The sequence below is a fragment of the Flavobacterium frigidarium DSM 17623 genome, from assembly GCF_000425505.1.
GTDB classification, from domain to species: domain Bacteria; phylum Bacteroidota; class Bacteroidia; order Flavobacteriales; family Flavobacteriaceae; genus Flavobacterium; species Flavobacterium frigidarium.
Map to the genome: position 1 here is coordinate 349,073 of NZ_KE384392.1, position 25,218 is coordinate 374,290.

Annotated in this window: 19 protein-coding genes; 17 read left to right on the forward strand and 2 right to left on the reverse strand. The window is 35.1% G+C overall.

Features of this window, described 5'->3' with window-relative positions:
• Positions 1-13: 13 nt before the first annotated feature.
• The gene (locus tag H603_RS0114365) at positions 14-1,633 is read right to left on the reverse strand and encodes an ABC-F family ATP-binding cassette domain-containing protein (RefSeq protein ID WP_026709266.1); all 1,620 of its coding nucleotides are present in this window, start codon (positions 1,631-1,633) and stop codon (positions 14-16) included.
• Positions 1,634-2,036: 403 nt separating this feature from the next.
• Between H603_RS0114365 and H603_RS0114370 the strand changes: the two genes are divergently transcribed.
• The 14 genes from H603_RS0114370 (at position 2,037) to H603_RS0114435 (ending at position 18,670) form a co-directional block, all read left to right on the forward strand.
• Positions 2,037-3,506, forward strand: a complete 1,470-nt coding sequence (locus H603_RS0114370; RefSeq protein ID WP_026709267.1) for an MFS transporter — start codon at positions 2,037-2,039, stop codon at positions 3,504-3,506.
• Between the two features lie 132 nt (positions 3,507-3,638).
• Positions 3,639-4,817 (forward strand): hypothetical protein, encoded by a 1,179-nt coding sequence (locus tag H603_RS0114375; protein WP_026709268.1) that lies wholly within the window; start codon positions 3,639-3,641, stop codon positions 4,815-4,817.
• Between the two features lie 476 nt (positions 4,818-5,293).
• Positions 5,294-5,911: a GNAT family N-acetyltransferase gene (locus tag H603_RS0114380; RefSeq protein WP_026709269.1), complete on the forward strand. Its 618-nt coding sequence runs from the start codon at positions 5,294-5,296 to the stop codon at positions 5,909-5,911.
• A 54-nt stretch (positions 5,912-5,965) separates the two neighbouring features.
• Positions 5,966-7,159, forward strand: coding sequence for an argininosuccinate synthase (locus tag H603_RS0114385; protein ID WP_026709270.1), 1,194 nt, complete (start codon positions 5,966-5,968; stop codon positions 7,157-7,159).
• Positions 7,160-7,373: 214 nt separating this feature from the next.
• The gene (gene argC, locus H603_RS0114390) at positions 7,374-8,351 is read left to right on the forward strand and encodes an N-acetyl-gamma-glutamyl-phosphate reductase (RefSeq protein ID WP_026709271.1); all 978 of its coding nucleotides are present in this window, start codon (positions 7,374-7,376) and stop codon (positions 8,349-8,351) included.
• Positions 8,352-8,579: 228 nt separating this feature from the next.
• Positions 8,580-9,716 carry an aspartate aminotransferase family protein gene (locus H603_RS0114395; RefSeq protein WP_026709272.1) on the forward strand — a complete coding sequence of 379 codons (1,137 nt, stop codon included), beginning with the start codon at positions 8,580-8,582 and terminating at the stop codon, positions 9,714-9,716.
• A gap of 187 nt (positions 9,717-9,903) precedes the next feature.
• Entirely contained in the window at positions 9,904-11,100 is a 1,197-nt protein-coding gene (locus tag H603_RS0114400; RefSeq protein WP_026709273.1) for a glutamate-5-semialdehyde dehydrogenase, read from the forward strand.
• A gap of 92 nt (positions 11,101-11,192) precedes the next feature.
• Positions 11,193-11,954: a glutamate 5-kinase gene (proB, locus tag H603_RS0114405; RefSeq protein WP_026709274.1), complete on the forward strand. Its 762-nt coding sequence runs from the start codon at positions 11,193-11,195 to the stop codon at positions 11,952-11,954.
• 68 nt (positions 11,955-12,022) lie between these two features.
• The gene (locus tag H603_RS0114410; RefSeq protein WP_026709275.1) at positions 12,023-12,970 is read left to right on the forward strand and encodes an N-acetylornithine carbamoyltransferase; all 948 of its coding nucleotides are present in this window, start codon (positions 12,023-12,025) and stop codon (positions 12,968-12,970) included.
• Positions 12,960-13,745, forward strand: a complete 786-nt coding sequence (argB, locus tag H603_RS0114415) for an acetylglutamate kinase (RefSeq protein ID WP_026709276.1) — start codon at positions 12,960-12,962, stop codon at positions 13,743-13,745. Before H603_RS0114410 ends, argB begins: the two co-directional genes overlap by 11 nt.
• A 66-nt stretch (positions 13,746-13,811) precedes the next feature.
• The gene (locus H603_RS0114420) at positions 13,812-14,882 is read left to right on the forward strand and encodes a M20 family metallo-hydrolase (protein ID WP_026709277.1); all 1,071 of its coding nucleotides are present in this window, start codon (positions 13,812-13,814) and stop codon (positions 14,880-14,882) included.
• 215 nt (positions 14,883-15,097) lie between these two features.
• The gene (gene argH / locus H603_RS0114425) at positions 15,098-16,378 is read left to right on the forward strand and encodes an argininosuccinate lyase (RefSeq protein ID WP_026709278.1); all 1,281 of its coding nucleotides are present in this window, start codon (positions 15,098-15,100) and stop codon (positions 16,376-16,378) included.
• A 145-nt stretch (positions 16,379-16,523) separates the two neighbouring features.
• Complete coding sequence (locus H603_RS0114430) at positions 16,524-17,510, forward strand: DUF2157 domain-containing protein (protein ID WP_026709279.1); 987 nt, start codon at positions 16,524-16,526, stop codon at positions 17,508-17,510.
• Positions 17,507-18,670: a hypothetical protein gene (locus H603_RS0114435; RefSeq protein ID WP_026709280.1), complete on the forward strand. Its 1,164-nt coding sequence runs from the start codon at positions 17,507-17,509 to the stop codon at positions 18,668-18,670. The genes H603_RS0114430 and H603_RS0114435 overlap by 4 nt, the downstream gene beginning before the upstream one ends.
• 962 nt (positions 18,671-19,632) lie before the next feature.
• On the opposite strand, the gene ytxJ is transcribed toward H603_RS0114435, so the two are convergent.
• Positions 19,633-20,022: a bacillithiol system redox-active protein YtxJ gene (gene ytxJ, locus H603_RS0114440; protein WP_026709281.1), complete on the reverse strand. Its 390-nt coding sequence runs from the start codon at positions 20,020-20,022 to the stop codon at positions 19,633-19,635.
• 198 nt (positions 20,023-20,220) lie between these two features.
• Here ytxJ and clpB point away from each other — a divergent pair, with 198 nt between their 5' ends.
• The 3 genes from clpB to H603_RS0114455 all read left to right on the forward strand — a co-directional run bounded on the left by clpB (position 20,221) and on the right by H603_RS0114455 (position 25,204).
• Positions 20,221-22,827, forward strand: a complete 2,607-nt coding sequence (gene clpB / locus H603_RS0114445; RefSeq protein ID WP_026709282.1) for an ATP-dependent chaperone ClpB — start codon at positions 20,221-20,223, stop codon at positions 22,825-22,827.
• A 306-nt stretch (positions 22,828-23,133) separates the two neighbouring features.
• The gene (gene xerA, locus H603_RS0114450) at positions 23,134-24,177 is read left to right on the forward strand and encodes a site-specific tyrosine recombinase/integron integrase (RefSeq protein WP_026709283.1); all 1,044 of its coding nucleotides are present in this window, start codon (positions 23,134-23,136) and stop codon (positions 24,175-24,177) included.
• Positions 24,178-24,331: 154 nt separating this feature from the next.
• A complete protein-coding gene (locus H603_RS0114455; RefSeq protein WP_026709284.1) occupies positions 24,332-25,204 on the forward strand; it encodes a DUF2971 domain-containing protein in 873 nt (290 codons plus the stop codon).
• Positions 25,205-25,218 lie beyond the last annotated feature (14 nt).

Sequence of the window (25,218 nt, forward strand, 5' to 3'; positions counted from 1 at the left end):
ATCTATATAAAGATTACTTAGCGTACATCTTAGTTCTTAATTCTTGAACTTTTTCATCATCAAGATATTCATCAAAAGTCATGTAGCTATCAATCGCTCCATTTGGAGTTAGCTCTACTACTCTATTACCAACAGTTTGAGCAAATTCATGATCATGAGTGGTAAAAATAACTGATCCTTTATAGTTTTTTAAAGAGTTATTAAAAGCAGTAATCGATTCTAGGTCTAGGTGATTTGTAGGTTCGTCAATCATTAATACATTAGCTCTTTCCATCATCATACGAGACATCATACAACGTACTTTTTCTCCTCCTGACAATACACGACAAGTTTTTAATGCTTCTTCACCTGAGAAAATCATTTTCCCTAAGAAACTACGAATGTTTACTTCGTCACGTTCTTCCTCTGTTTTAACCCATTGACGCAACCAATCTACTAATGATAAATCATTTTCAAAGTAGGCGTGATTCTCAACTGGTAAATAAGCTTGGTTTGTAGTTACACCCCAATCAAAATTTCCGGTATCTGCATCTTGTTTTCCGTTTAGGATTTCGTAGAAAGCAGTTGTCGCACGGGAATCTTTAGAAAATAAAACAATTTTATCTCCTTTAGCCATATTCAAATCAACTCCTTTAAACAAAACTTCTCCATCAACAGAGGCACTTAAATTTTGGATATTTAAAATTTGATCTCCTGCTTCACGCTCTTGATCAAAAATTATCGCTGGGTAACGACGGCTTGAAGGTTTGATTTCAGAAATGTTTAATTTACTGATCATCTTTTTACGAGAAGTCGCTTGTTTAGACTTGGCAACATTCGCAGAGAAACGACGAATAAATTCCTCTAACTCTTGTTTCTTCTCTTCAGCCTTTTTATTTTGTTGTGCGCGTTGTTTTGCTGCTAATTGACTAGATTCATACCAGAATGTATAGTTTCCTGAATAGTGATTGATTTTACCATAATCAATATCAGAAATATGAGTACAAACAGAATCTAAAAAGTGTCTATCATGCGAAACAACAATTACTGTGTTTTCATAATTTGCAAGGAAATTTTCTAACCAAGCAATTGTTTCAAAATCCAAATCATTGGTAGGCTCATCCATGATTAATAAATCCGGATTCCCAAAAAGCGCTTGTGCTAACAACACACGTACTTTAATTTTTCCCTCAAGATCACCCATTAAAGTATAGTGATGTTCCTCAGTAATTCCTAGGTTTGAAAGCATCGAAGCCGCATCAGAATCGGCATTCCAACCATTCATTTCTTCGAATTGCACTTGCAATTCTCCTATTCTATCTGCATTTTTATCATTGTAATCCAGATAAAGTTCGTCCATTTCTTTTTTTACTGCATACAATACTTTGTTCCCCATCATTACGGTTTCAAGTACAGTATGTTCGTCAAACATATTGTGGTTTTGATTTAAAACCGACATACGTTTTCCTGTCTCTAAATGAATATGACCTGAGGTAGGATCCATATCTCCAGAGATTATCTTAAGAAATGTAGATTTTCCAGCTCCATTTGCTCCAATAACCCCATATATATTTCCATGAGTAAACGTGGTGTTTACTTCATCAAATAAGATTCTCTTTCCAAACTGAACTGATAAATTATTAACTGTTAACATGCATGTTTGTTTTATAAATTTTGTGCAAATTTACAAAAAATATAATGATTTTAAGAATGCATGTAGTATTATGATCTTGCTCCAAAAATTAAAAAAGTAACAGTAGTGATTGCGGTAGATTTCAAAATGATAAATAAGGAATGTAGTCTAGTTAAATCAATGGTTGGCAAAGTATTTTTGAAATTAAAGTTCATAATTATACTTATCTCGAAAGTAACTCAGTTTTCCCTTATTATTTCAATGATTATAAGGCACTAGTAAGTAAAATCGGAATATAACTGTATTATAAATTCATTTAATGCATTTTTCCCAATATTTTTTTAAATATATTTTTTTTTAAAGCGCTTAAAATCTACATTTACGACCGAACTAAAATCTAATAAAATATTATCCACTTACTATTATGAATTCAGAAAATTTACAAACCAAGTGGGGACAATTTATCTCTTTGATTATTGTCTTCTTCTTCTGGGGTTTTGTTGGTTCGGCCAATGACATTTTAATTCCCGTATTTAAAAAAGTATTTACATTATCACAGGTAGAATCACAGCTTGTAGCATGGGCCTTTTATGTAGCGTATTTTGTAGGATCAATAATTTTTTTCCTAGTGTCTTTAAAAGTTGATGTTTTACAAAAATTTGGATACAAGAAAACATTATCAGCAGGTTTATTATTATCTGCCGTAGGTTCGTTCTTATTTGTACCAGCAGCTACAATGGAAAGTTTTCCATTTTTCTTAACTGCATTATTTACTGTAGGACTTGGGTTTTCGATTCAACAAATTGTAGCAAATCCACTAGCTATTAAAATGGGTAGTCCTGATACCGGTGCACACCGTTTGACGTTGGCAGGAGGAATAAACTCTTTTGGAACTACCATAGGAGCTATTTTATTGGGAATCGCATTATTTGGGATGGGGAGTAATAAAAAAACAAATCTGTCACTTGAAGATATAAAGCTGCCGTTCATTATTTTAGGTGTTGCTTTTATACTTGTAGCGATTTTTATGAATTTCTCTAAAATAGAGAATCCTGCCAAAATCGAAAAAACAGTTATCGCAGACAATACTGATAAATTCAATATTTTAGACTATCCACAACTTTATTTAGGAATGCTAGCCATATTTATATATGTAGGTACAGAGGTAACTATTATAAGTAACTTACCAGCATTATTGCATACTGCCGAGTTTGGTAAAATTCTTGAAGACGCCATCTCCCCTTTTATTGCATTATATTGGGGAAGTTTAATGATAGGCCGTTGGAATGGTGGTGTAAATGTATTTAATACTTCAAATTTAGTAAATACAGCTCTTAAATTCATTGTTCCCGCGATCGCATTTGGTGTTATTATAGGTGCAAATATTTTTGCTCAGCATGATGTTTCTTCTTTCTATATCTATCCTATTTGGATTTTACTATTTATTGGGGTAAGCTTTATAGGTGGTAAAAACGCAGGTAAAACCTTAATGTTATTTGGTCTATCAGGTTTAGTAATGATGTTTGCTGGTCTTGTTTGTCCAGATACTGAAATTGCAAAATTCTTCTTTATATCAGGAGGTTTATTCTTATCTATCATGTGGCCTTCAATATTCGATTTGGCTATCGCTGGACTAGGAAAAAACACTGGAAAAGCCTCTTCTTTCTTAATCATGATGATTCTAGGAGGTGGAATAATTCCATTAGTACAAGGTAAAATTTGTGATTATGACTTGACACATCCTGCTGGAATTTTCGGAATTTCTTGGACACATTTCTCATACGTTATTCCATTACTTGGTTTTGCTTATTTAGGATGGTATGGTTTTTATTGCCCTAGAATTTTGAAAAAACAAGGCATCAGCCATATTGAAACTGAGGGTGGTGGTCATTAACCACATATATCTTAAACATATAAGTTATCTTTAATTCGACCCTAAGACCACCAAATTTATTTGGTGGTCTTTTTTTTGGCATCACTTTTGAATTTTCGAAATATAACAGATACATTTACTCAAATTTAGATTATGAAAAAACTACTACTTTTCTTTTTTTCGATTGTTATAATTAGCTCTTGTGGAGTGAAGAAAACTCAAAATCTATTGAGTGAAGGTGATTACGATGCCGCAATAAATCGTGCCGTAGAAGGTTTGAGAACTAATAAGGATTCTAAAGGAAAACAAGATTATGTTTACCTTCTCGAAGAGGCTTTCGCCAAAGCTAAAGAGCGTGATTTACTCAAATTAGACTTGCTTATAAAGGGCAATAATCCACGTGATTATGAGGCAATTTACACCACTTTCATGCAATTAACTAAGCGACAAGAAACTATTCGACCTTTATTACCACTTCCACTATTAGATAGAAAACGGGACGCTATTTTTCCTTTCGAAAATTATAATAATCAAATTGTAAGTAGTAGAAATAAGTTGTCGCAGTATCTCTATGATAACTCTAAAGCTTTAATGCTTACTAACGATAAAAAAATATTTCGTCGCGCTTATGATGATTTAAGTTATTTAAACCAAATCAATCCCAATTATAAAGATGTAATCAAATTAATGGACGAAGCGCAATTCAAGGGCACTGATTTCATTACTGTGCAGTTGAACAACCAAACTAATATGGTAATTCCTAGAGATCTTCAAAATGATCTACTGGATTTTAGTACATATGGTTTAAACACTGATTGGACGGTCTATCATAGTAGTCGCCAAAACAATATTAAATATGATTATGCAGTAGCACTTAATTTTCAAGCTATAAATATTAGTCCAGAGCGTGTAAACGAAAAAAACTTTTATAATGAGAGACAGATTAAAGTTGGCTTAAAGAACCTCTTAGATAAAAAAGGTAATATTGTAAAAGACAGTTTAGGTAAAGCCATCCAAGTTGATAATTTTAAAACTGTAAGCGCTAGAATTTATGAGTACCAGCAATACAAAGCTTGTCAAGTGATTGCTAATGTGGTCTTTACCAATTTACAAAACAACCAGCTAATTCAATCTTTCCCTTTAAATAGCGAATCTATCTTTGATAATATTTACGCCACTTTTAGAGGAGATCGTAGAGCAATTGACTTGAACTACAATGATTATTTTGACCGCCGTCCTATGCCTTTTCCTTCTAATGAACAGATGGTATTTGATACGGGGGAAGATCTCAAAAGCAAACTTAAATTAATTTTAAAAAATAATCGAATGTGATAATACATCACAGGAAACACCTACTATTTAGCTCGTTGAACAACTGTTCAACGACCTATTTTTTTTTGCCAATTAACTAACATTAAATTAAAATTTTGTTAGAATAGCTATTTTATTAACAACGCATTAAAAATATATGTACTTTTGCAGTAATGAAAAATAAAAGTTTACATATAACTTCTATCTCACGGATAAAATTGACTCCTGCTTCGCCCGAAGTACGGACACTATCACTATAGTGTTTATTTAAGTCATTCGATTTTATTCATTTTTTCATTTTCTCGTTTTGAAATTCCAACTGTATTCCATTGGATTTACATATCCAAAAACTTGTATTGCCCTAACATTGATATTATTTATAACTAAATATTATTCAATCAGTTATACTCGTTTATTTAATAATAAATCTTTACTTTTCAGTTGCTTTTCCGCTGATATCAAAAAATCATTTTTAACTCAAAAATTCATCTTCTGAAATGAATATTTCCATTATTATAGCACAGGAAGAACATTTTAAGTATGCACAAGTTATTTGCGATACGATAGAATCGTCTGCCTTATTGAGAGGAACCGGAATTGCTAAGCGTACACCTGAATACATCCAAAAAAAGATGGAAAACAAGGATGCGGTTATTGCATTAGTCGATGGAACTTTTGCAGGTTTTTGCTACATAGAAAGCTGGCAAGACAGCAACTATGTAGCGCATTCAGGATTAATTGTACATCCTGATTTTAGAAACCTTGGCTTAGCCAAAAAAATTAAATCAAAAGTATTTGAATATTCGTTAAAGAAATATCCAAATGCTAAAGTATTCGGAATCACAACGGGATTAGCCGTGATGAAGATCAACTCCGATTTAGGATACAAACCTGTTCCGTTTTCAGAGTTGACTACTGACCCTAGTTTCTGGAAAGGTTGCCAAACGTGCACGAACTACGAAATCCTAAAAAGCAAAGACAATAAAATGTGCTTGTGTACCGGAATGTTGTATGATCCCAAAGAGAAACAAAAAATCCCACCTAAACACACCTTTAACGTCCGGATTTGGAACCGTTTAAAAAAGATAAAACAAGCGTTGTTCTTAGAGGATTAAAAAAACAAACTAATAACTTGGGGCAATTTGTCACGAGATCAAAAAATAAAAAAAATGAAAAAAGTTGTATTAGCATATAGTGGAGGTTTAGACACATCTTACTGCCTAAAATATTTAAAAAACGAAAAAGGGTACGAAGTTCACACCGTATTAATTAATACAGGTGGTTTTGATGATGAAGAATTAGCGGCTATTGAAGAAAGGGCCTACGAACTAGGAAGCGCTAAACACGCTAACCTTACCATCGTTGATAAATATTATGATAAAGCTATTAAATATCTAATTTACGGTAATGTTTTAAAAAACAATACCTATCCTTTATCAGTAAGTGCTGAACGTGTTTTTCAAGCCATTGAAGCTATAAAATATGCTAAATCTGTGGGTGCCGAAGCGATTGCTCACGGAAGTACCGGTGCAGGAAATGACCAAATCCGTTTTGATCTAATTTTCCAAACCATTGCTCCTGAAATCGAAATCATCACTCCTATTCGTGATTTGAAATTATCAAGACAAGAAGAGGTGGATTATTTATCAAAAAATGGCGTGCACTACTCTTGGGAAAAAGCACAATATTCAATCAATAAAGGACTTTGGGGAACTAGTGTAGGTGGTAAAGAAACTTTGACTTCACACCAAGCATTACCTAGCGAAGCCTATCCATCGCAATTAACTAAAGAAGGCGAAGAAAAAGTGACTCTTGAATTCAAACAAGGAGAATTGGTTGCCGTAAATGGTAAAAAAGACAAATCTTCTAACAACATCGTTACTTTAGAAAAATTGGCTAATGCGTATGCTATCGGGAGAGATACTCACGTGGGTGATACGATTATCGGAATCAAAGGAAGAGTGGGTTTTGAAGCTGCAGCACCAATTATCATCATCAAAGCACATCATTTACTAGAGAAACATACCTTAGGAAAATGGCAACAATACTGGAAAGAGCAACTAGGAAATTGGTACGGAATGCTTTTTCACGAAGGGCAATTTCTGGATCCTGTAATGCGTAACATCGAGGCATTCCTTGAAGATACTCAAAAAACAGTAAACGGAACGGTGACTGTTTCATTGAAACCGTACCATTTTTCATTGGACGGAATCAAATCTGATAATGATTTAATGACAAACAGTTTTGGTCAATATGGCGAAATGAATAATGCTTGGACTTCAGATGATGCCAAAGGATTTATTAAGATTTTAGGGAATGCCCAAAACATTTTTTCAGCTGTAAACAACGAAACCTACGAATAATAAGGTCTTGGATTTGGGCGTGACCCTTCGTAAAAACTACGGGTCGGGCTATCCGCTATATCTTTTTTGTAGTCCCGAAGCTTCGGGACTACAAAAAAGGATGCCGCTCCTATCCCTCACGCAAGCAATAGGATTAGCACGCTTTCGACAAGTTGGCTGATCAAAAATAAATAGAATAAACGAATTCGGATTTATTCACATAAAACAAAAGAATATGATTAACATAGGAATAATAGGCGGTTCAGGTTATACAGCAGGAGAATTAATTAGAATCTTGATGTTTCATCCTAATGCAAAGCTTGATTTTGTTTACAGCACTACAAATGCTGGAAAACCATTATCAGTAGCACACCATGATTTATTGGGTGATATCGAAATGAACTTTACAGACACTGTGAATCCTAATGTCAACGTAGTTTTTCTTTGTTTAGGACATGGTAAATCGATTTCATTCTTAAAAGAAAACAAGTTTGCCAGTCATACTAAAATCATCGACTTAGGAAACGATTTCCGTTTAACTAAGGACAAAGATTTTGAAGGGAAATCATTTGTTTACGGTTTACCGGAGTTAAATAAAACCAACATTAAAAACGCCAATTATATTGCTAATCCAGGGTGTTTTGCAACAGCAATTCAATTGGCTTTATTGCCATTAGCTTCACACAATTTACTAACTAGCGATGTGCACATCAACGCAACAACAGGAAGTACCGGTGCTGGAGTCAGCCCTTCTGAGACGACACATTTTAGTTGGAGATCAAATAATATGTCACATTACAAAGCTTTTGACCACCAGCATTTGGGCGAAATAAACCAAAGCGTAAATCAGTTGCAAGCTTCTTACAATGACGAAATAATCTTTGTGCCAAATAGAGGAGATTTTGCTAGAGGAATTTTTGCTACGTTATACACCACCGTTGAAGAAAGCTTAGAAGATTTGGTAGCCAAATACGAAGCCTATTATAAAGACCAACCTTTCGTAACCGTGACAACCACAAACATCAACATGAAGCAGGTGGTACAAACCAACAAATGCATCATTAGTTTAATGAAAAAAGGAAACCGAATTCTAATCACTTCAATAATTGACAATCTAGTTAAAGGAGCTTCTGGACAAGCCGTTCAAAATATGAACCTCATGTTTGGACTCGAGGAAACTACCGGGTTGCATTTGAAACCATCAGGATTCTAAATCCCCACCCCAGCCCTCCCCGAAGGGAAGGGAGACAGTATTTTATATACTTTGCGATTTTTTTTTTTAGTCTTATCGACTAATTAAAAAAATAAAAATGAATTAATCTAATCGTGAACTTATTGTTCTTTCTCTTAAGAAGAAAGAATAATAAGAATCTAAAAGCAACACCCCCCGTTGTACGTATTTATTCCCCCTCCTTCGGAGGGGGTTAGGGGGAGGAATACTATGAACTTATTTGACGTTTACCCATTATACCCTATCACACCTGTAAAAGCGCTTGATTGCATAATTACAGACGAGAATGGAATTGAATATTTAGATTTGTACTCTGGTCACGGAGTTATCTCGATTGGACATACCCAACCGTATTACGTTGCCAAAGTAAAAGACCAATTAGACAAATTGAGTTTTTACTCGAATGCCATCCAAAACCCACTACAAGTGGAACTGGCAGACAAACTAGGGAAACTTTCAGGTTACACGGATTACAGCTTATTTTTGTGCTCTTCGGGAGCTGAAGCAAATGAAAACGCTTTAAAAATGGCCTCTTTTCATACCAATAAAGCAAGAGTTGTTTCTTTTGAAAATGCTTTTCACGGACGTACGTCGGCAGCTGTGGCGACAACAGATAATCCGAAAATTGTCGCTCCAATAAACGCACAACAGGTCGTTACTTTTTTGCCATTAAACCAAATTGATTTGGTTGAGGCTGAACTTAAAAAAGGAGATGTTGCTTGTGTGATTATCGAACCTATTCAAGGTGTTGGTGGTTTAGATCAAGGAACAACCGAATTTTTTCAAGGGCTCGAAAAAGTTTGCAAAGCACATGATGTCGTTTTGATTATGGATGAGGTACAATCTGGTTTTGGAAGAAGCGGAAAATTCTTTGCACACCAATTTCACGGCATCACACCTGATATTATTTGCATGGCAAAAGGTATGGGGAACGGTTTCCCTATTGGAGGAATTTTAATCGCACCTCATTTTAAAGCGAGTTACGGTTTACTAGGAACTACTTTTGGTGGAAGTCATTTGGCTTGTGCCGCAAGTATCGCAGTTCTTGAAGTGATCGAAAAAGAAAATTTAATGGCAAATGCTAGTAAAATAGAAGCGTATTTCTTAGAAGCAATTAAAGTAATTCCAGAAATTATCAAAGTAAAAGGAAGAGGATTAATGCTAGGAGTCGAATTCGATTTTGACGTTAGCGCCTTGAGAAAGAAAATGATTATCGAAAAACACATCTTTACTGGTGGAGCTAATAACAAAAATTTATTGAGAATCCTACCTCCTTTGACGATCACAACGGCTGCTATTGATACGTTTATAGTGGCTTTGCAGGAGAGTTTGAAAGAGTTGAAGTAGTATTTTTTAAAGTTGCAAAGGCTCAAAGTTTCTGAGTATCGTACAAAAGTGAATTATTACAAGATAGGTTTGCGTGAGGGATAGCAGTGGAAATCCTTTTTTATTAATTGTAGCGCAGCGGAAAGAAATAAAAAAGATTGTAGCGAATCGCCCGACCCACAGGGTCACGCCCAAATAAAAAATAAACATGAAAACAGTATTGTCCATAGTAAAAAGAAATGCCGTTTTGAGTTCGATGGCAATACTCCTAGAACAAGAAAGAGCCAACCTTAAAGCAGTAAACCAACAGGATTTAAGCAATTATTCTGGTGATGATTTGGCTATGGAGAAACGTTTGCTCGTTGATGACGCGAAGATTGACGGAATGATTTTGTCATTGCAACAATTAACAACTCAGGAAGATCCGGTGGGGAAAGTTCGTTTTGATTTCACCCACGAAAACGGGATGAAAATCAGCAATAAAACTGCTGCTTTTGGTACGATTTTAATCATTTATGAATCGCGTCCAGACGTCACTGTTGAGGCTGGCGGAATAGCATTTAAGTCGGGAAACAAGATTTTATTGAAAGGCGGAAAAGAATCTGTACTGTCTAATTTAAAAATTGTGAATCTTTGGCATCAAGCATTGACGGATAATGATGTTGCCACTTCATGGGTAGAATATTTAAATTATGATCGTACTGAAACGCAAGCTTTCTTAGAAAATCCAACACAAAAAGTAGACTTGATTGTTCCGCGTGGAGGAGAGCAATTAATTGCTTTTACAAAGAAACATGCAACCTGCCCTGTTATTGTAAGTGGTCGTGGTAATAACTTTGTTTACGTAAATAAAGAAGCCGATTTAGAAAAAGCGTTAACCATAATTATCAATGGAAAGACCTCAAACATATCAGTTTGCAATGCTTTGGATAAAGTTTTTATTGATACTAATTTACCCAATTGGGAAGTCTTTGCAAACGAACTAGTAAGCAAATTAAAAGCATTTAATGTGACTATTTTAGGAGATGACGCTTTCGCTAAAGCGACTCAGGTTCCAGTGATTGAAAATGATTTGATTTGGTTCGAAGAGTTTTTAGATTATAAAATTGTTATTGGTACCACACAGTCAGATGAAGAAGCCATTACCAAAATAAATAAGTACTGTGGCGGACATTCGGCTTCCATAATTACAGAAAACAACGAAATCGCCCAGCAATTCATGGATAATGTTGATACTGCAGCGGTTTACCACAATGCTTCTACCCGATTCACAGATGGAGGTCAATTTGGACTTGGTGGTGAATTGGCAATAAGCACCGATAAATTGCACCAACGCGGACCGATAGGTTTACAACATTTGGTGACCAATAAATGGTATGTTTACGGAGAAGGGCAGATTAGATAAAAATTGAAAGATTAAAAGATTGAAGCATTTAAAGGATTAACACAACGAAATTTTTAAATTATTAAATCTTTCAATTTTTAAATTACATTACAATGGCTAAGAAAAGAATATTACTAAAAATAGGAAGCAATACTTTAACTAAGGAAACCAATCATATTTCGAGAGGAAAAATTGAGGATATTGGAATCCAAATTGCGGCTTTAAACGACGATTACGAATTTGTAATCGTGAGTTCTGGAGCAATCGCAGCTGCAAAGCAGTTTGTAAAACTAGAAAGTAAAGGCAAGGAAATTATTGTCAAACAAGCTTTGGCCTCTATTGGTCAGCCACACTTAATGCGGATTTTCCATGAAAATTTCAAAGATTTAGGACTGTTGACATCGCAGTGTCTACTATCCTATTCTGATTTCGAAAAAGAGCAATCTAAAGTTAATATTGTCAATACCATCAACGTGCTAATCGAGAACAATTACATCCCTATTATCAATGAAAACGATACGGTAGCAACGGACGAAATCCAGTTTGGTGACAACGATAAGTTGGCTGCATTAACCGCTGTCCTTTTAAATGTAGATATTTTGATTATTGCAACAAACACAAACGGAATTTACACTAAAGCCTCTATTCACGATGCTGCTCCAGAGACTATTTTGCAAGTCAATGATTTAGCTTTGATGGCTCAAGAAGTAGGAGATGCAAAATCATCTCATGGAACTGGTGGTATGCAATCTAAAATTGAAGCTGCAGCGATTGCAAAAGCAGCAAATATTGAAACGTGGATTGTGAATGGTTTGAAAGACAATTTTATATTGAACGCCATAAAAAACAGTATTCCGTTTACGAAAATAATATAAAACGTTTATTTGTTTAACCGGTCAAGCGATTAACTGATTAAACAAAAACCAATTAAACACATAAAAAAATGAACTACATTTCTTTAAAAAATATAGACTCACTCGATAGATGGGTTAAACAAGCTTTAAAAATCAAGAAAAAGCCACTTAAGAACAAAAAATTAGGTAAAAACAAAACCTTAGGAATGTTGTTCTTTAATCCAAGTTTAAGAACGCGTTTAAGCACTCAAAAAGCGTCTTTAAACTTAGGAATGAACGTTATGGTAATGAATTTTACCAATGAAGGTTGGACACTAGAGTTTGAAGATGGAGCCGTGATGAATCAAGGAGCTTCAGAACACATCAAGGAAGCGGCTGAAGTAGTTTCACAATATTGCGATATCATTGCAGTGAGAGCTTTTGCTGGCTTGGTAGACAAAGAAAAAGACAATGCCGAAACCGTTTTGGCAGGTTTTTTAAAACACGCTACAGTGCCTATCATGAACATGGAAGGCTGTACGGGACATCCATTGCAAGCACTTGCTGACGCAATTACAATGGCTGAATATAAAACTGAACACAAACCAAAAGTAGTGTTGTCATGGGCGCCGCATCCTAAAGCTTTACCTCAGGCTGTTGCCAATTCATTTGTAGAAATGATGTTACTGCAAGATGCTGACTTTGTAATAACACATCCCGAAGGATACGAACTAAATCCTGAAATTACTAAAGGAGCTACTATTGAGCACGATCAAAATAAAGCCTTTGAAAATGCCGATTTTATCTACACAAAAAACTGGAGCAACTATATTGATTATGGTAAAATCACAAATAATGATCCAAATTGGACGGTAACTGCTGAGAAAATGGCTTTGACTAATAATGCCAAATTCATGCATTGTTTACCGGTAAGACGTAATGTGATAGTTTCTGATGAGGTACTTGATAGCGAAAACTCCATCGTAATCGAACAAGCGAATAATAGAACCTATGCAGCACAACTAGTACTGCAAAAAATCCTTGAAAATGCAGAATAAGAAATCCATTACAGTAGTTAAAATTGGTGGAAACATCATTGATGACGCCCAAGAATTGAAGCATTTTTTAGCTGATTTTGCTAAAATTGACGGACTAAAAGTATTGGTACACGGTGGCGGAAAATCGGCTACTAAGATGGCGCAAAGCATTGGTTTAGTTCCTCAAATGATTGATGGACGCCGTATTACTGACGCTGCTATGCTTGAGGTTGTCGTGATGATTTATGCAGGCCAAATCAACAAAGACATTGTAGCGCAATTGCAAGCTAACAGTGCTAATGCGATGGGATTCTCTGGAGCAGATGGAAATTTAATCCAGTCTGATAAAAGAAACCATCCAACAATTGACTACGGATTTGTAGGTGATGTCAAAAAAGTCAATACTCCCCTTTTAGCGACATTATTAAATACCGGAATAGTTCCTGTTTTTTGTGCAATTACGCACGATAAAAACGGACAGTTACTAAACACAAATGCCGATACGATTGCAAGTGAATTAGCAATAGCTTTATCGGAAGTTTTTGAAGTAACGCTAAGTTATTGCTTCGAAAAACCAGGTGTTTTATTCGATGCCGAAGACGACAGTTCGGTTATTGCAAAAATGAATCCTGCTTTGTACGCCAAATTAAAGGCTGAAAAAGCCATTCATTCCGGTATGATTCCTAAATTAGACAACTGTTTCAACAGCTTGTCTAAAGGAGTGCAAAAAATAAAGATCGGACATCATAAAATGTTGCAAGATGCAAATGCAGTTTGTACAATTATAGAATTGTAGCAACTAAGCACGAATTTTCACAAATTAAAAAAACTTAGCACTATCAGTGCTTCGTCATAGAAAAATATGAAAAACAAAGAAACACTTACTCAAGAAGCAGTTGCCTTATTAAAAAACCTAATTGAAACGCAGTCTTTTTCAAGTGAAGAAGAAAATACTGCGGTTCTAATTGAAAACTGGTTTGCTGTTAATGGTATTCCATTTGAGAGAGAAAACAATAATATTTGGGCGTACAACAAGTCTTTCGATAAAAACAAACCAACACTTTTATTGAACTCGCATCACGATACCGTGAGACCCAATCAGGCGTATACTAAAGACCCTTTGAAAGCCATTGTCGAAGATGGAAAACTATACGGTTTAGGTAGTAACGATGCTGGTGGTTGTTTAGTTTCACTGTTGGCTACTTTTGTCCATTTTTATGCTGCAGAAAACTTGCCGTATAATATTGTAATGGTGGCTTCGGCAGAAGAAGAAAGCAGCGGTAAAAATGGCTTAAATAGCGTTTTAAAAAGCCTTCCCGAGCTAGAATGTGCCATCGTGGGCGAACCCACTTTGATGCAGTTGGCTATAGCCGAAAAAGGATTGCTTGTTCTCGATGTAAAAATCAAAGGAACACCAAGTCACGCTGCACATCAGAATGACGACAATGCTTTGTACAAAACTATTCCCGTGATGGAGTGGTTTAAAAATTATACATTCGAAAAAGTATCAGAGCAATTAGGACCCGTTAAAATGACCGTAACCCAGATTAACGCTGGAAAACAACACAATGTAGTTCCGTCAGAATGTGATATCGTAGTTGATATTCGCGTTAACGATTGCTACACTAATCACGAAATTTTGGCCATCGTGCAAGAACACGTAAATGCCGAAGTTACGCCTCGCTCTATGAATTTAAGTTCGTCATCAATCCCAGAAAATCACGGTTTGGTGCAAGCAGGAATCGCTTTAGGAAGATCAACTTATGGCTCTCCCACGCTTTCTGACCAATCGGTTTTGAGCTGTAAATCTTTGAAATTAGGACCTGGTGATACGCTACGTTCCCACTCAGCTGATGAATTTATATATTTAAACGAAATCGAAGAAGGAATCGACTTATACATTAAGATACTAAGTGATTTTTTAAAGCAGTAAAATAATTAGGAGCTAATCCCGCTATTCGTTACAATCTTTAATTTTTTGAAGAAAAAAAATCAAAGGATTTCCACTGCTATCGGGGCTAGAATTAAGTGTACCGAAGGACGATATAATAATCAAGAATTTTGCGAATCTCTGAGAAACTTGCAAAACAATACAATAAAAGCTTCATGCTAAAAACTTGAAACTTTAAACCTGAAACAAAAAACAATATGAAACTTTGGGAAAAAGGAATACCTACTGATAAGCAAATTGAACAATTCACTGTGGGTAACGACAGAGAGCTAGATTTGGTTCTAGCAAAATACGATGCTTTAGGTTCTATTGCTCATGCTAAGATGCTTGGAAACATAGGCTTATTAACTGTTACCGAAACAGATTCATTAGTAACCGCTTTGAACGAAATCATAGCTGATATAGCTGCTGGGAATTTCGAAATCGAAGATTCATTTGAAGATGTACATTCGAAAATCGAATATTTATTGACTGCAAAATTAGGTGATGCAGGGAAAAAAATCCACACCGCACGTTCTCGTAACGACCAAGTTCTAGTTGATGTTAATTTGTATTTAAAGGATGTCGTTATCGAAATGAAAGCGCAAGTAAAATCGCTTTTTGATTTGTTGATGGAATCTGCTGAGAAATATCAAAACGTATTGTTGCCAGGATACACACACTTACAAATAGCGATGCCATCTTCTTTCGGGATGTGGTTTTCTGCTTATGCGGAGACTTTGATAGATGATATTACGATGCTAAATGCTGCTTTGAAAGTAGTAGATCAAAATCCATTAGGCTCGGCTGCAGGATATGGGAGCTCCTTCCCTATTGATCGTACTTTTACCACCAAAGAATTGGGTTTTCAAACTTTAAAATACAACTCTGTTGCCGCTCAAATGAGCCGTGGAAAATCCGAGAAAACACTGGCTTTTGCAATGAGTAGCGTAGCAGCAACACTAGCTAAGTTTTCTATGGATGTATGTTTGTACATGAGTCAGAATTTTGATTTCATAGGCTTACCGGCGCACCTGACTACAGGTTCGAGCATTATGCCACACAAGAAAAATCCAGACGTGTTTGAATTGATTCGTGGTAAATGTAACAAAATTCAAGCATTACCCTATGAAATCACTTTAATCACTAACAACTTACCTAGTGGCTACCACAGAGATTTACAGTTGTTAAAAGAAGGTTTGTTTCCAGCGATTCAAAACCTACAAGCTTGCTTAGATATTGCTATTTTCTCAATAAAAGACATCAAAGTAAAAGACAATATTCTAAACGATAAAAAATATGATTACCTTTTTACAGTAGATACTTTGAACGAAATGGTTGTTGCAGGAATGCCATTTAGAGATGCTTACAAAGCCGTTGCGGAGCAATTAGAAAGCGGAACTTATAAGTCTCCAAAAGCAACCCAACACACACATGAAGGCAGCATAAACAACTTATGTTTGGCCGAAATTAAAGAGAAAATGAATCAAGCTTTTTAGCGGTATATTCAACTACACACAACTACTTTAAAATCTGTTCTCACAAGGAGCAGATTTTTTTTTACCCATTATTTAGTAAAAGCTAATTGGAACGAAATTGCTCCAAATTATATATATTTGGCTACTTTCCAATTTAAAACCACTTATGAATCCATTTATAGAACAAAGAACCCAACAACTTTTTGATCGGAAATTAATCACTGAAAACCAATTTACCCAAGTAAAGGCCTATCGGAAATTAGGGATTTTTTCATTGCATGCAGAGTTAAAGTTATTCCTATATCTTTCTGTATTATCATTTACAACCGGAATTGGTATCCTGATTTACCAAAATATTGATTCAATTGGGCATCTCGCAATCTTAGCCGTCTTATTGGTTGTAACTGCAGTGTGTTATTACATTAGCTTTAAAAATTCAAATAGATTTAGTAGCGCGCAAACAAGTTTTGAAAATCCCATTTATGATTACATCATTCTTGCTGCTGTATTATTGAATTGTATTTTCATAGGGTATTTGCAATTTCAGTACACCGCTTTTGGAACCCACTACGGTTTGGCTACATTGATTCCTACAGCAGTGGGACTTTTTTGTGCATACTACTTTGATAACAAAGGTATTTTATCAATTGCAATTACCGGACTTGCCGCTTATGTGGGTTTATCAGTATCGCCACAATCGCTACTGCAAAACGAATTTTATGATACAAATACCTTGAGCTATTCTGCTATAGGTTTAGGAATCGCTTTAATTGCTTGGGCAATATACAGTAAGCATATTGCTTTAAAGAAACATTTTGCAATTATATACCTCACTTTTGGACTGCACTTGATCGCGATTTCTTGCATCAATAATTTATTTCAACCTTATTGGTTCGTATTCGCTTTGATTTTAGCGGCAACACTATTTTATTTTTATAGGGCAAGTTATCAGTATCAAGCGTTATCGCTTTTAATTTTTACGGTCATTTATGGTTATATAGGCGCTAATATTTTTTTATTTAAAATCGTGGAGTTCGTTCGAATCGAGGACTTTTTAATTCCGTTTTTCTTTATGGTGCCTTTTTACTTCGTAGGTTCCATCATCTTATTTATAAAATTGATTAAGCAATTCAATAAACAAAAAGTACAATGATAGTTCACGACAAAAAAATACTTGAAAATGCCGGTTTAGCTCAGGAAGCACAAACTTTAAGTAAGGCTGGATTTATTACAAAAGAGCAATATAAAGCTGTCATAGAAAATTTGACACTAGCTAGAACAAACGAAAATTTGCTAGTAAGAATCCTTTTTTTTATTTTAGGTACCTTTTTGTATTCATCAATCTGTGGTTTTTTTACTTTGTTGGTTATCGATTCAATTGATAACAGCTATGAGTTTCTTCTATTTTTCTTTGCTATTATTGGCTTTATAGGCGCAGAAGTACTAAGCAGATCAAAATTTAACGGTCATGGCCTTGATGATGCCTTCATATTGGGAGCACAACTCACTTTGGCAATAGCCATAGGTGTTACTACAAACAGCTACGAACTCGTTATTGCAAGTTTCATAACTTTGACTGCGTTACTTAGTTATTTACGTTACCTACATCTATCGATGGCTTTACTATTTTGTTTTGCTTTCGCAACTGTGGTTGTATATAGCGTCTTCAGCTTACCATCATTTGTACATTCTTTTCTACCCTTTATAATGATGGCGTTTGCCGCAACACTGTATTTTGGAAGTAAAAAATTAAAGCAGAAACTTGAACAATCTTATTACTACCTAGGATTAACAATAGCTCAAAATTTTGCTTTAGTTCTCTTCTATTTTTCCGGAAATTATCTTGTAGTACGCGAACTTTCAATTGAATTATTTGTGCAGGATGTTGCTGCAGGAAGTGATATTCCTTTTGCTTATCTATTTTATGCTTTTACTTTTGTTGTACCTGCAGGGTATTTATATTTTGCTGTAGTAAAGAAAGATCGAATTTTACTATGGATTGGTCTACTAAGTTTTTGTTTCTCCATTTACACCATCCGTTTTTATTATGCAATTATGCCAATCGAAATTGCTCTAACTATCGGTGGAGCACTGCTATTTGTTACAACGCTTTTTACTATTCGAAAATTAAAAAACAAAGAAACTGGAATCACTTTTCAGGCTGACCGCTACACCGAAACAAATGCATTCCTAGCTGCCGAAATTGTGGTTACATCACAAATGGGTAGCATGAAACCGGAAGTTCCAGTTGACTCTCCAATGGAATTTGGAGGTGGTGATTTTAGCGGTGGTGGCTCGGGAGGTAGTTTTTAAAATGACTCGCACTTTCAATAAATAAAAAATTACTGCATTAATTGTGTTGGATTCAGTTTATAGGAAGTTAACCGCTAATTCGCAAATTGAAATGATATTGCGTTAATTAAAATTGATTTAGTTTGTGGAAAGTTAACAGCTAATTCGCAAATTAAATAAAAAGGATTTGTGATAGGTATTATCAGTAAATACTACTTTTAAAAATCATAAACACTTTAGTAATAATTTGCGAATTTGCGGTGAAATATTTTCTCTGCTTTCTTAATTGATTCTGTTTGCAGAAAATAAACTGCTAATTCGTAAATTAAAGTTTTACATGTTATAACAATCGATTCAGTTCGTGGGAAGTTAACCGCAAATTTAAAAAAGGATTGGTGATAGGTATTATCTATAAATATTACTTTTAAAAATCATAACCATTTGAATAATAATTTGTGAATTTGCGGCAAAATATTTTCTCTGTTTTTTTTTTTGATTCAATTTATGGGAAGTTAACCGCCAATTCCCAAATTAAATTGCTACTGGATAAGTTATAAATGATTCATTTTGTGGAAAATTAACCGCAAATTCACAAATTAAAAAAGTGGTTCAAAATATGTGTTATAACGACTATCAGTAAAACTATTATTTAACATCTATAAAAATATAAAAATCTGCGAATTTGCGGTAAAATATTACTGAGTAAGAATATCAATCTTCTATGTGTAAGACTACTATATACTATCTAAAGAAAAGTAAAAATTTGCGAATCTGCGGTAAAATATAATTGAATTAGAATATCAAATTACTATTTAGTATCTAAAATAAAATTTGCGAATTTGCGGTTAAAATATTTCTGCTGATTGTGAAATCAAGACAATACCTCATAAAAAAAACAGATCCACAAGTAAAATCTGTGAATCTGTTTTCAATTTTAAAAGCGATTGCATGTGAAGCAATTTATTCCCTTTCGATAAATATAATTATACTTTAGCTTTTAAGGCTGCAGCATCAATATCACTATGTGAGGTGTTGTAAACTGCCTTTCCGTTTTTGATTAAAATCAATTGCGGTGACTGGTGTTGCACTCCAAAACGGCTAGCGATATCATTTGAGATTTCGCGAAAAGCGATTAAATCTAAGAAATAAGGCGTTACTTTCTCAGGAAAATCAAATTCGTTTTCAAATTGTTTCAACGCCATGCGGCTAATGCTACATCTTGTACTGTGTTTAAAAATAGCAACCGGTTTGTCTTTCGATTCTGCTATAATTTCGCTCAATTGGTCTATATGGTTCAATGGTTCCCAATCCATTTTGATGTTAGACTGATTTTCGTTCTCTGAACTCCCAAAAATATTTTTAAAAAAACTCATAATTTGTCGGTATTTAAGTCATTTTGACGGTATTAAATGATAAAAATCATATTTTACACGTCGTTTTGTCTGTATTTTTACTATGGAATATAAATTGAATATCCATTTACAAAGATAAAATAAATTAGTTATACAATTTCAATAAAGTATTCTAGCATTCGACATATATAAATGTTGAGTTGTAAAAAACATAAAATTATGAACATCAATAAATTTACCATTAAGTCGCAGGAAGCCATTCAGCAAGCGCAGCAATTGGCTCAAGGGTATGGACAACAGCAAATCGAGAACGAACACATTTTTAAAGCTATTTTTGAAGTCGATGAAAATGTGGCTCCGTTTATCTTAAAAAAACTAAATGTAAATGTGCCCTTATTCATCCAAGTTTTAGACAGCACCATTCAAAGTTTCCCTAAAGTTTCTGGAGGTGATTTAAGACTGTCAAGAGATGCCAATACCGCATTAATCGAAGCTGAAAATATCGCTACAAAAATGAACGATGAATTTGTTTCTATCGAACATTTAATATTGGCTATTTTTGGATCTCGTTCAAAGGTTTCGCAAATATTAAAAGACCAAGGTGTAACCGAAAAAGGTTTGAAAGCAGCTATTGACGAATTGCGAAAAGGTGAACGAGTGACTTCTGCCTCTGCCGAAGAAACCTACAACTCCTTAAATAAGTACGCCAAAAATTTAAATGAGTTAGCCAAAGCCGGAAAACTAGATCCTGTAATAGGTCGCGACGAAGAAATTAGACGTGTATTGCAAATCTTAACCCGTAGAACCAAGAACAACCCTATGCTTGTGGGAGAACCTGGTGTGGGTAAAACTGCCATAGCCGAGGGTCTAGCGCATCGTATCGTTGATGGTGATGTACCTGATAATTTAAAGGATAAAATCGTTTTTTCACTTGACATGGGTGCCCTAATTGCGGGAGCCAAATTCAAGGGAGAGTTTGAAGAACGCTTGAAAGCCGTTGTAAAGGAAGTAACCGCTGCCGAAGGTGACATCGTACTTTTTATTGACGAGATTCACACGCTTGTAGGTGCAGGTGGTGGCGAAGGCGCTATGGATGCTGCTAATATCTTGAAACCAGCTTTGGCTCGTGGAGAGCTAAGAGCGATAGGTGCAACAACCTTGGACGAATACCAAAAATATTTCGAAAAAGACAAAGCACTAGAGCGTCGTTTTCAAAAAATAATTATCGAAGAACCCGATACCGAAAGTGCGATTTCGATTCTTCGTGGAATCAAAGAAAAATATGAAACACATCATAAAGTCCAAATCAAAGATGAGGCGATTATTGCTGCTGTAGAACTATCACAGCGTTATATTACGAATCGCTTTTTACCAGACAAAGCTATTGATTTAATGGATGAAGCGGCTTCAAAAATTAGAATGGAGATCAACTCTAAACCAGAAGAACTAGATGTTCTAGATAGAAAAGTAATGCAACTCGAAATCGAAATTGAAGCCATCAAGCGCGAAAAAGACGAGAGCAAGCTCAAAGTTCTAGGAATGGAATTAGCCAATTTAAAAGAAGACCGCAATACCATTTATACCAAATGGAAATCAGAGAAAGATGTTGTGGACAATGTGCAAGCCATCAAGACTGAAATCGAAGACTATAAATACGAAGCAGAACGTGCGGAGCGCGATGGAGATTACGGAAAAGTAGCCGAAATACGTTATGGGAAAATCAAGGAAGCACAAGAGCGATTGGATATTTTGCACAAAGAATTACTCGAGAATCAAGCGCATGGTAGTTCATTAATTAAAGAAGAAGTCACCCGTGAGGATATTGCTGAAGTAGTTGCAAAATGGACAGGAATTCCAGTAATGAAGATGCTACAAGGCGAACGTGAGAAATTGCTGCATCTTGAAGAAGAATTACACCGCCGCGTGGTAGGTCAAGAAGAAGCAATCGAAGCAGTGAGTGATGCCGTGCGCCGCTCTCGTGCTGGTTTGCAAGACATGCGCAAACCGGTGGGTAGTTTCCTATTCTTAGGAACAACCGGTGTTGGAAAAACAGAATTGGCAAAAGCCCTAGCTGAATATTTATTTGACGACGAGAATGCCATGACCCGTATCGATATGAGCGAGTACCAAGAGCGCCACAGTGTGAGTCGCTTGGTAGGAGCGCCTCCAGGATATGTGGGATATGACGAAGGCGGACAGCTGACAGAGGCCGTGCGTAGAAAGCCATACTCTGTTATTTTATTGGACGAAATTGAGAAAGCCCATCCAGACACCTTCAATATCTTGTTGCAAGTACTTGACGAGGGGCGTTTAACGGATAATAAAGGACGTCTAGCCGATTTTAAAAATACTATAATCATCATGACTTCTAACATGGGAAGCCAGATCATACAAGAGAAATTTGAAAACAGCAATGGAAATATTGAAGAAACCACTGAGGCAGCAAAAGCAGAAGTTCTAAACTTATTAAAACAAACGGTGCGACCTGAATTTATCAATCGTATCGACGAAATTGTCATGTTTACACCATTGACCACGGCAAATATTACTAAAATCGTGAGTTTACAACTTAAATCAGTTACTAAAGTGCTTGCACTACAAGGCATTACGATGGATGCCACACCCGATGCAATCGCGCATCTATCTGAGAAGGGATTTGATCCACAATTTGGAGCCCGCCCCGTGAAACGTGTAATTCAGCGTGAGGTATTGAACAAGTTGTCAAAAGAAATCTTGGCTGGAAAAATTGCAACCGATAGCATCATTTTACTAGATGCTTTTGACGGCGAATTAGTATTTAGAAATCAAACAGAGTTAACAGAATAAATAATTATTTTTTGTAGTAAGAGAACATCAGTCGCAAGGCTGGTGTTTTTTTATGCTTTGATTTTTAGGAGCAGTATAATCCTTTTTTAAAACAAGCTTCCCTCCTGCTCTCTGCTATATCTCTTCGTCCCGGAATGTCGGGACTACGAGGATGCCGCGACGATCAGGGCTAGATTTGGCGTTTTGAACATTCGATAAAAATATAAAAAAACAATTCGTTATTTACCATATACAACTACCTAACAACCGATTACGTATTTATTAAGTTTATAAAATTGCTTATCTTTATAAAAAATGTAGTAACAAATGAACTGGAGTGCAAAGATTATAACCCATAAAAAAGTAAAGCGAATTGCCGTTTATTTTGAACAAAACATTCGAATGCAAGAAAAAGTGAAGGAATGTGAAGGCGCACAGTGGAGCACTACAAAAGCAGTATGGCACGTAGCAGATACTGTCGAAAACCGATTTAGATTTGACCTCCTACCCCATTCACAATCGCTACCATCCAGGGAAGGTATCGAGCAAATCGAAAAATTTAAAAATCATTTACGATCACAGCGTTATAGTAGTAGCACCGTCGCGACATATAGCGATGCTTTAAAATCATTTTTGGTCTTTTACCGTGAGAAACCCATCAACGAAATAACAAATGAAGATGTGATTATTTACAACAACGACTATATCTTAAAAAATAAACTTTCGGCTTCTTATCAAAACCAAATTGTGAATGCCATCAAACTTTTTTTTCAAACTATTAGAGAAACTAAAATAGTAGTTGATAAAATACATCGTCCCAAAAGAGCTAAATTGCTACCAAATGTACTTAGTAAGGAAGAAGTAAAGTTGCTATTAGAGGCGCATAGCAATATTAAGCATAAAACCATGCTATCAGTAATATACAGTTGCGGACTGCGATGTGGTGAACTACTAGCGTTAAAGCCAGCCGATATTGATTCAAAGCGCAATATCGTATTGTTGAAAAATTCAAAAGGTAAAAAAGATCGCATCGTGCCACTGAGTCCTAAGATACTAGACATGCTTCGTGACTATTATAAAATTTGCAAACCCAAGTATTATCTGTTTGAGGGACAAACTGAGGGAAGAGCCTACGAAGCTCGAAGTTTGCAATTGATTCTAAAACAAGCCTTAAAAAAAACAGGTATTAAAAAGCCCGTAACACTACACTGGTTGCGCCACAGTTATGCTACACATTTACTAGAAAGTGGCACAGATTTGAGATACATACAAGAACTTTTAGGGCACAACAGCAGCAAAACTACCGAAATATATACACATGTAAGTACAAAAAATTTACAGCAAATAAAAAGTCCATTTGATGATTTGTAAGTTTAAATTTATATATTTGATTTATAAATAAAGCGAAACAAACCTTCGCTTATCCACCCGATTATGGGTGTCTTTGAGAAGGTTTGTTTCGCCTATATACTAGTTACCTGCAAGCCTCCCGCAGAACAAGACTAATAAGCATTAATGGAAAAATATGGAAAAAAAACGTTTTAAAGAAATTCAGAAAAAATTTGTTGAAAGTCCACTTTTTTCAATGTTTCAAATCTTTGACAAATATCCAAGAACAGTTTATAAATATAGAAACTGGGAAGACAACTATCACAAAAAAATTTTAACTGATAACGAAATTTTTTTGTCACCACCAAACTTATTCAACGATCCTTTTGATTGTAGAATTTATGACGACTACTCTTGGGTCTATGATGAACAGAAAAGAAATGCGCATATTGAAAAATCATTAATAGAAAACAAAGATTATATTATAAAAGAACATGGAAGTATTGAAAAAGGAAGAAAATTAATAGTCGAAAATTTTGCTTATCCAGTAATATTTCAAGCTCGTTCAGAAAAAAGTGCTGACGATTTTAATGACAAACATATTGGAATAGTTTCTTTCGCTGAAAATTGTGACTCAATTTTAATGTGGTCACATTATGCAAATCATCACAAAGGTTTTAGTGTCGGTTTTGATGAGAGAAAATTAAAAGTGTCAGGTTTATTTGATTTGTGCGAAAGTGTAATATATTCTGAAGAAATGCCAAACTTATATATTGATGATAGGAGAACAAAAAAAATAAATGTCCAATTACACAAAAGTATTGAATGGGAATATGAACGTGAATATAGAGCAATATCATTGTTTAATAATGAACAAATCAAAAAACCATCTCATAGAATCGTAAATTTTAACGATTCGTACATCAAGGAAATTGTTTTTGGGCTTCTTACTCCAGAAGAGCATAAAAAAGAGATTGCTGAAATTGCAAAGAATAAAAATATACCATTATTTGAAATGAAAAAGATTCCGCTTAAGTTTAAATTGATAAAAATGCCTTATGAAGATTAGGCCAGCAGGTAACA

What these genes read in the sequence shown, in the direction of transcription:
- H603_RS0114365 (WP_026709266.1), bottom strand. Translation starts at nt 1,633, where the DNA reads ATGTTAACAGTTAATAATTTATCAGTTCAGTTTGGAAAGAGAATCTTA.
- H603_RS0114370 (WP_026709267.1), top strand. Translation starts at nt 2,037, where the DNA reads ATGAATTCAGAAAATTTACAAACCAAGTGGGGACAATTTATCTCTTTG.
- H603_RS0114375 (WP_026709268.1), top strand. Translation starts at nt 3,639, where the DNA reads ATGAAAAAACTACTACTTTTCTTTTTTTCGATTGTTATAATTAGCTCT.
- H603_RS0114380 (WP_026709269.1), top strand. Translation starts at nt 5,294, where the DNA reads ATGAATATTTCCATTATTATAGCACAGGAAGAACATTTTAAGTATGCA.
- H603_RS0114385 (WP_026709270.1), top strand. Translation starts at nt 5,966, where the DNA reads ATGAAAAAAGTTGTATTAGCATATAGTGGAGGTTTAGACACATCTTAC.
- argC (WP_026709271.1), top strand. Translation starts at nt 7,374, where the DNA reads ATGATTAACATAGGAATAATAGGCGGTTCAGGTTATACAGCAGGAGAA.
- H603_RS0114395 (WP_026709272.1), top strand. Translation starts at nt 8,580, where the DNA reads ATGAACTTATTTGACGTTTACCCATTATACCCTATCACACCTGTAAAA.
- H603_RS0114400 (WP_026709273.1), top strand. Translation starts at nt 9,904, where the DNA reads ATGAAAACAGTATTGTCCATAGTAAAAAGAAATGCCGTTTTGAGTTCG.
- proB (WP_026709274.1), top strand. Translation starts at nt 11,193, where the DNA reads ATGGCTAAGAAAAGAATATTACTAAAAATAGGAAGCAATACTTTAACT.
- H603_RS0114410 (WP_026709275.1), top strand. Translation starts at nt 12,023, where the DNA reads ATGAACTACATTTCTTTAAAAAATATAGACTCACTCGATAGATGGGTT.
- argB (WP_026709276.1), top strand. Translation starts at nt 12,960, where the DNA reads ATGCAGAATAAGAAATCCATTACAGTAGTTAAAATTGGTGGAAACATC.
- H603_RS0114420 (WP_026709277.1), top strand. Translation starts at nt 13,812, where the DNA reads ATGAAAAACAAAGAAACACTTACTCAAGAAGCAGTTGCCTTATTAAAA.
- argH (WP_026709278.1), top strand. Translation starts at nt 15,098, where the DNA reads ATGAAACTTTGGGAAAAAGGAATACCTACTGATAAGCAAATTGAACAA.
- H603_RS0114430 (WP_026709279.1), top strand. Translation starts at nt 16,524, where the DNA reads ATGAATCCATTTATAGAACAAAGAACCCAACAACTTTTTGATCGGAAA.
- H603_RS0114435 (WP_026709280.1), top strand. Translation starts at nt 17,507, where the DNA reads ATGATAGTTCACGACAAAAAAATACTTGAAAATGCCGGTTTAGCTCAG.
- ytxJ (WP_026709281.1), bottom strand. Translation starts at nt 20,022, where the DNA reads ATGAGTTTTTTTAAAAATATTTTTGGGAGTTCAGAGAACGAAAATCAG.
- clpB (WP_026709282.1), top strand. Translation starts at nt 20,221, where the DNA reads ATGAACATCAATAAATTTACCATTAAGTCGCAGGAAGCCATTCAGCAA.
- xerA (WP_026709283.1), top strand. Translation starts at nt 23,134, where the DNA reads ATGAACTGGAGTGCAAAGATTATAACCCATAAAAAAGTAAAGCGAATT.
- H603_RS0114455 (WP_026709284.1), top strand. Translation starts at nt 24,332, where the DNA reads ATGGAAAAAAAACGTTTTAAAGAAATTCAGAAAAAATTTGTTGAAAGT.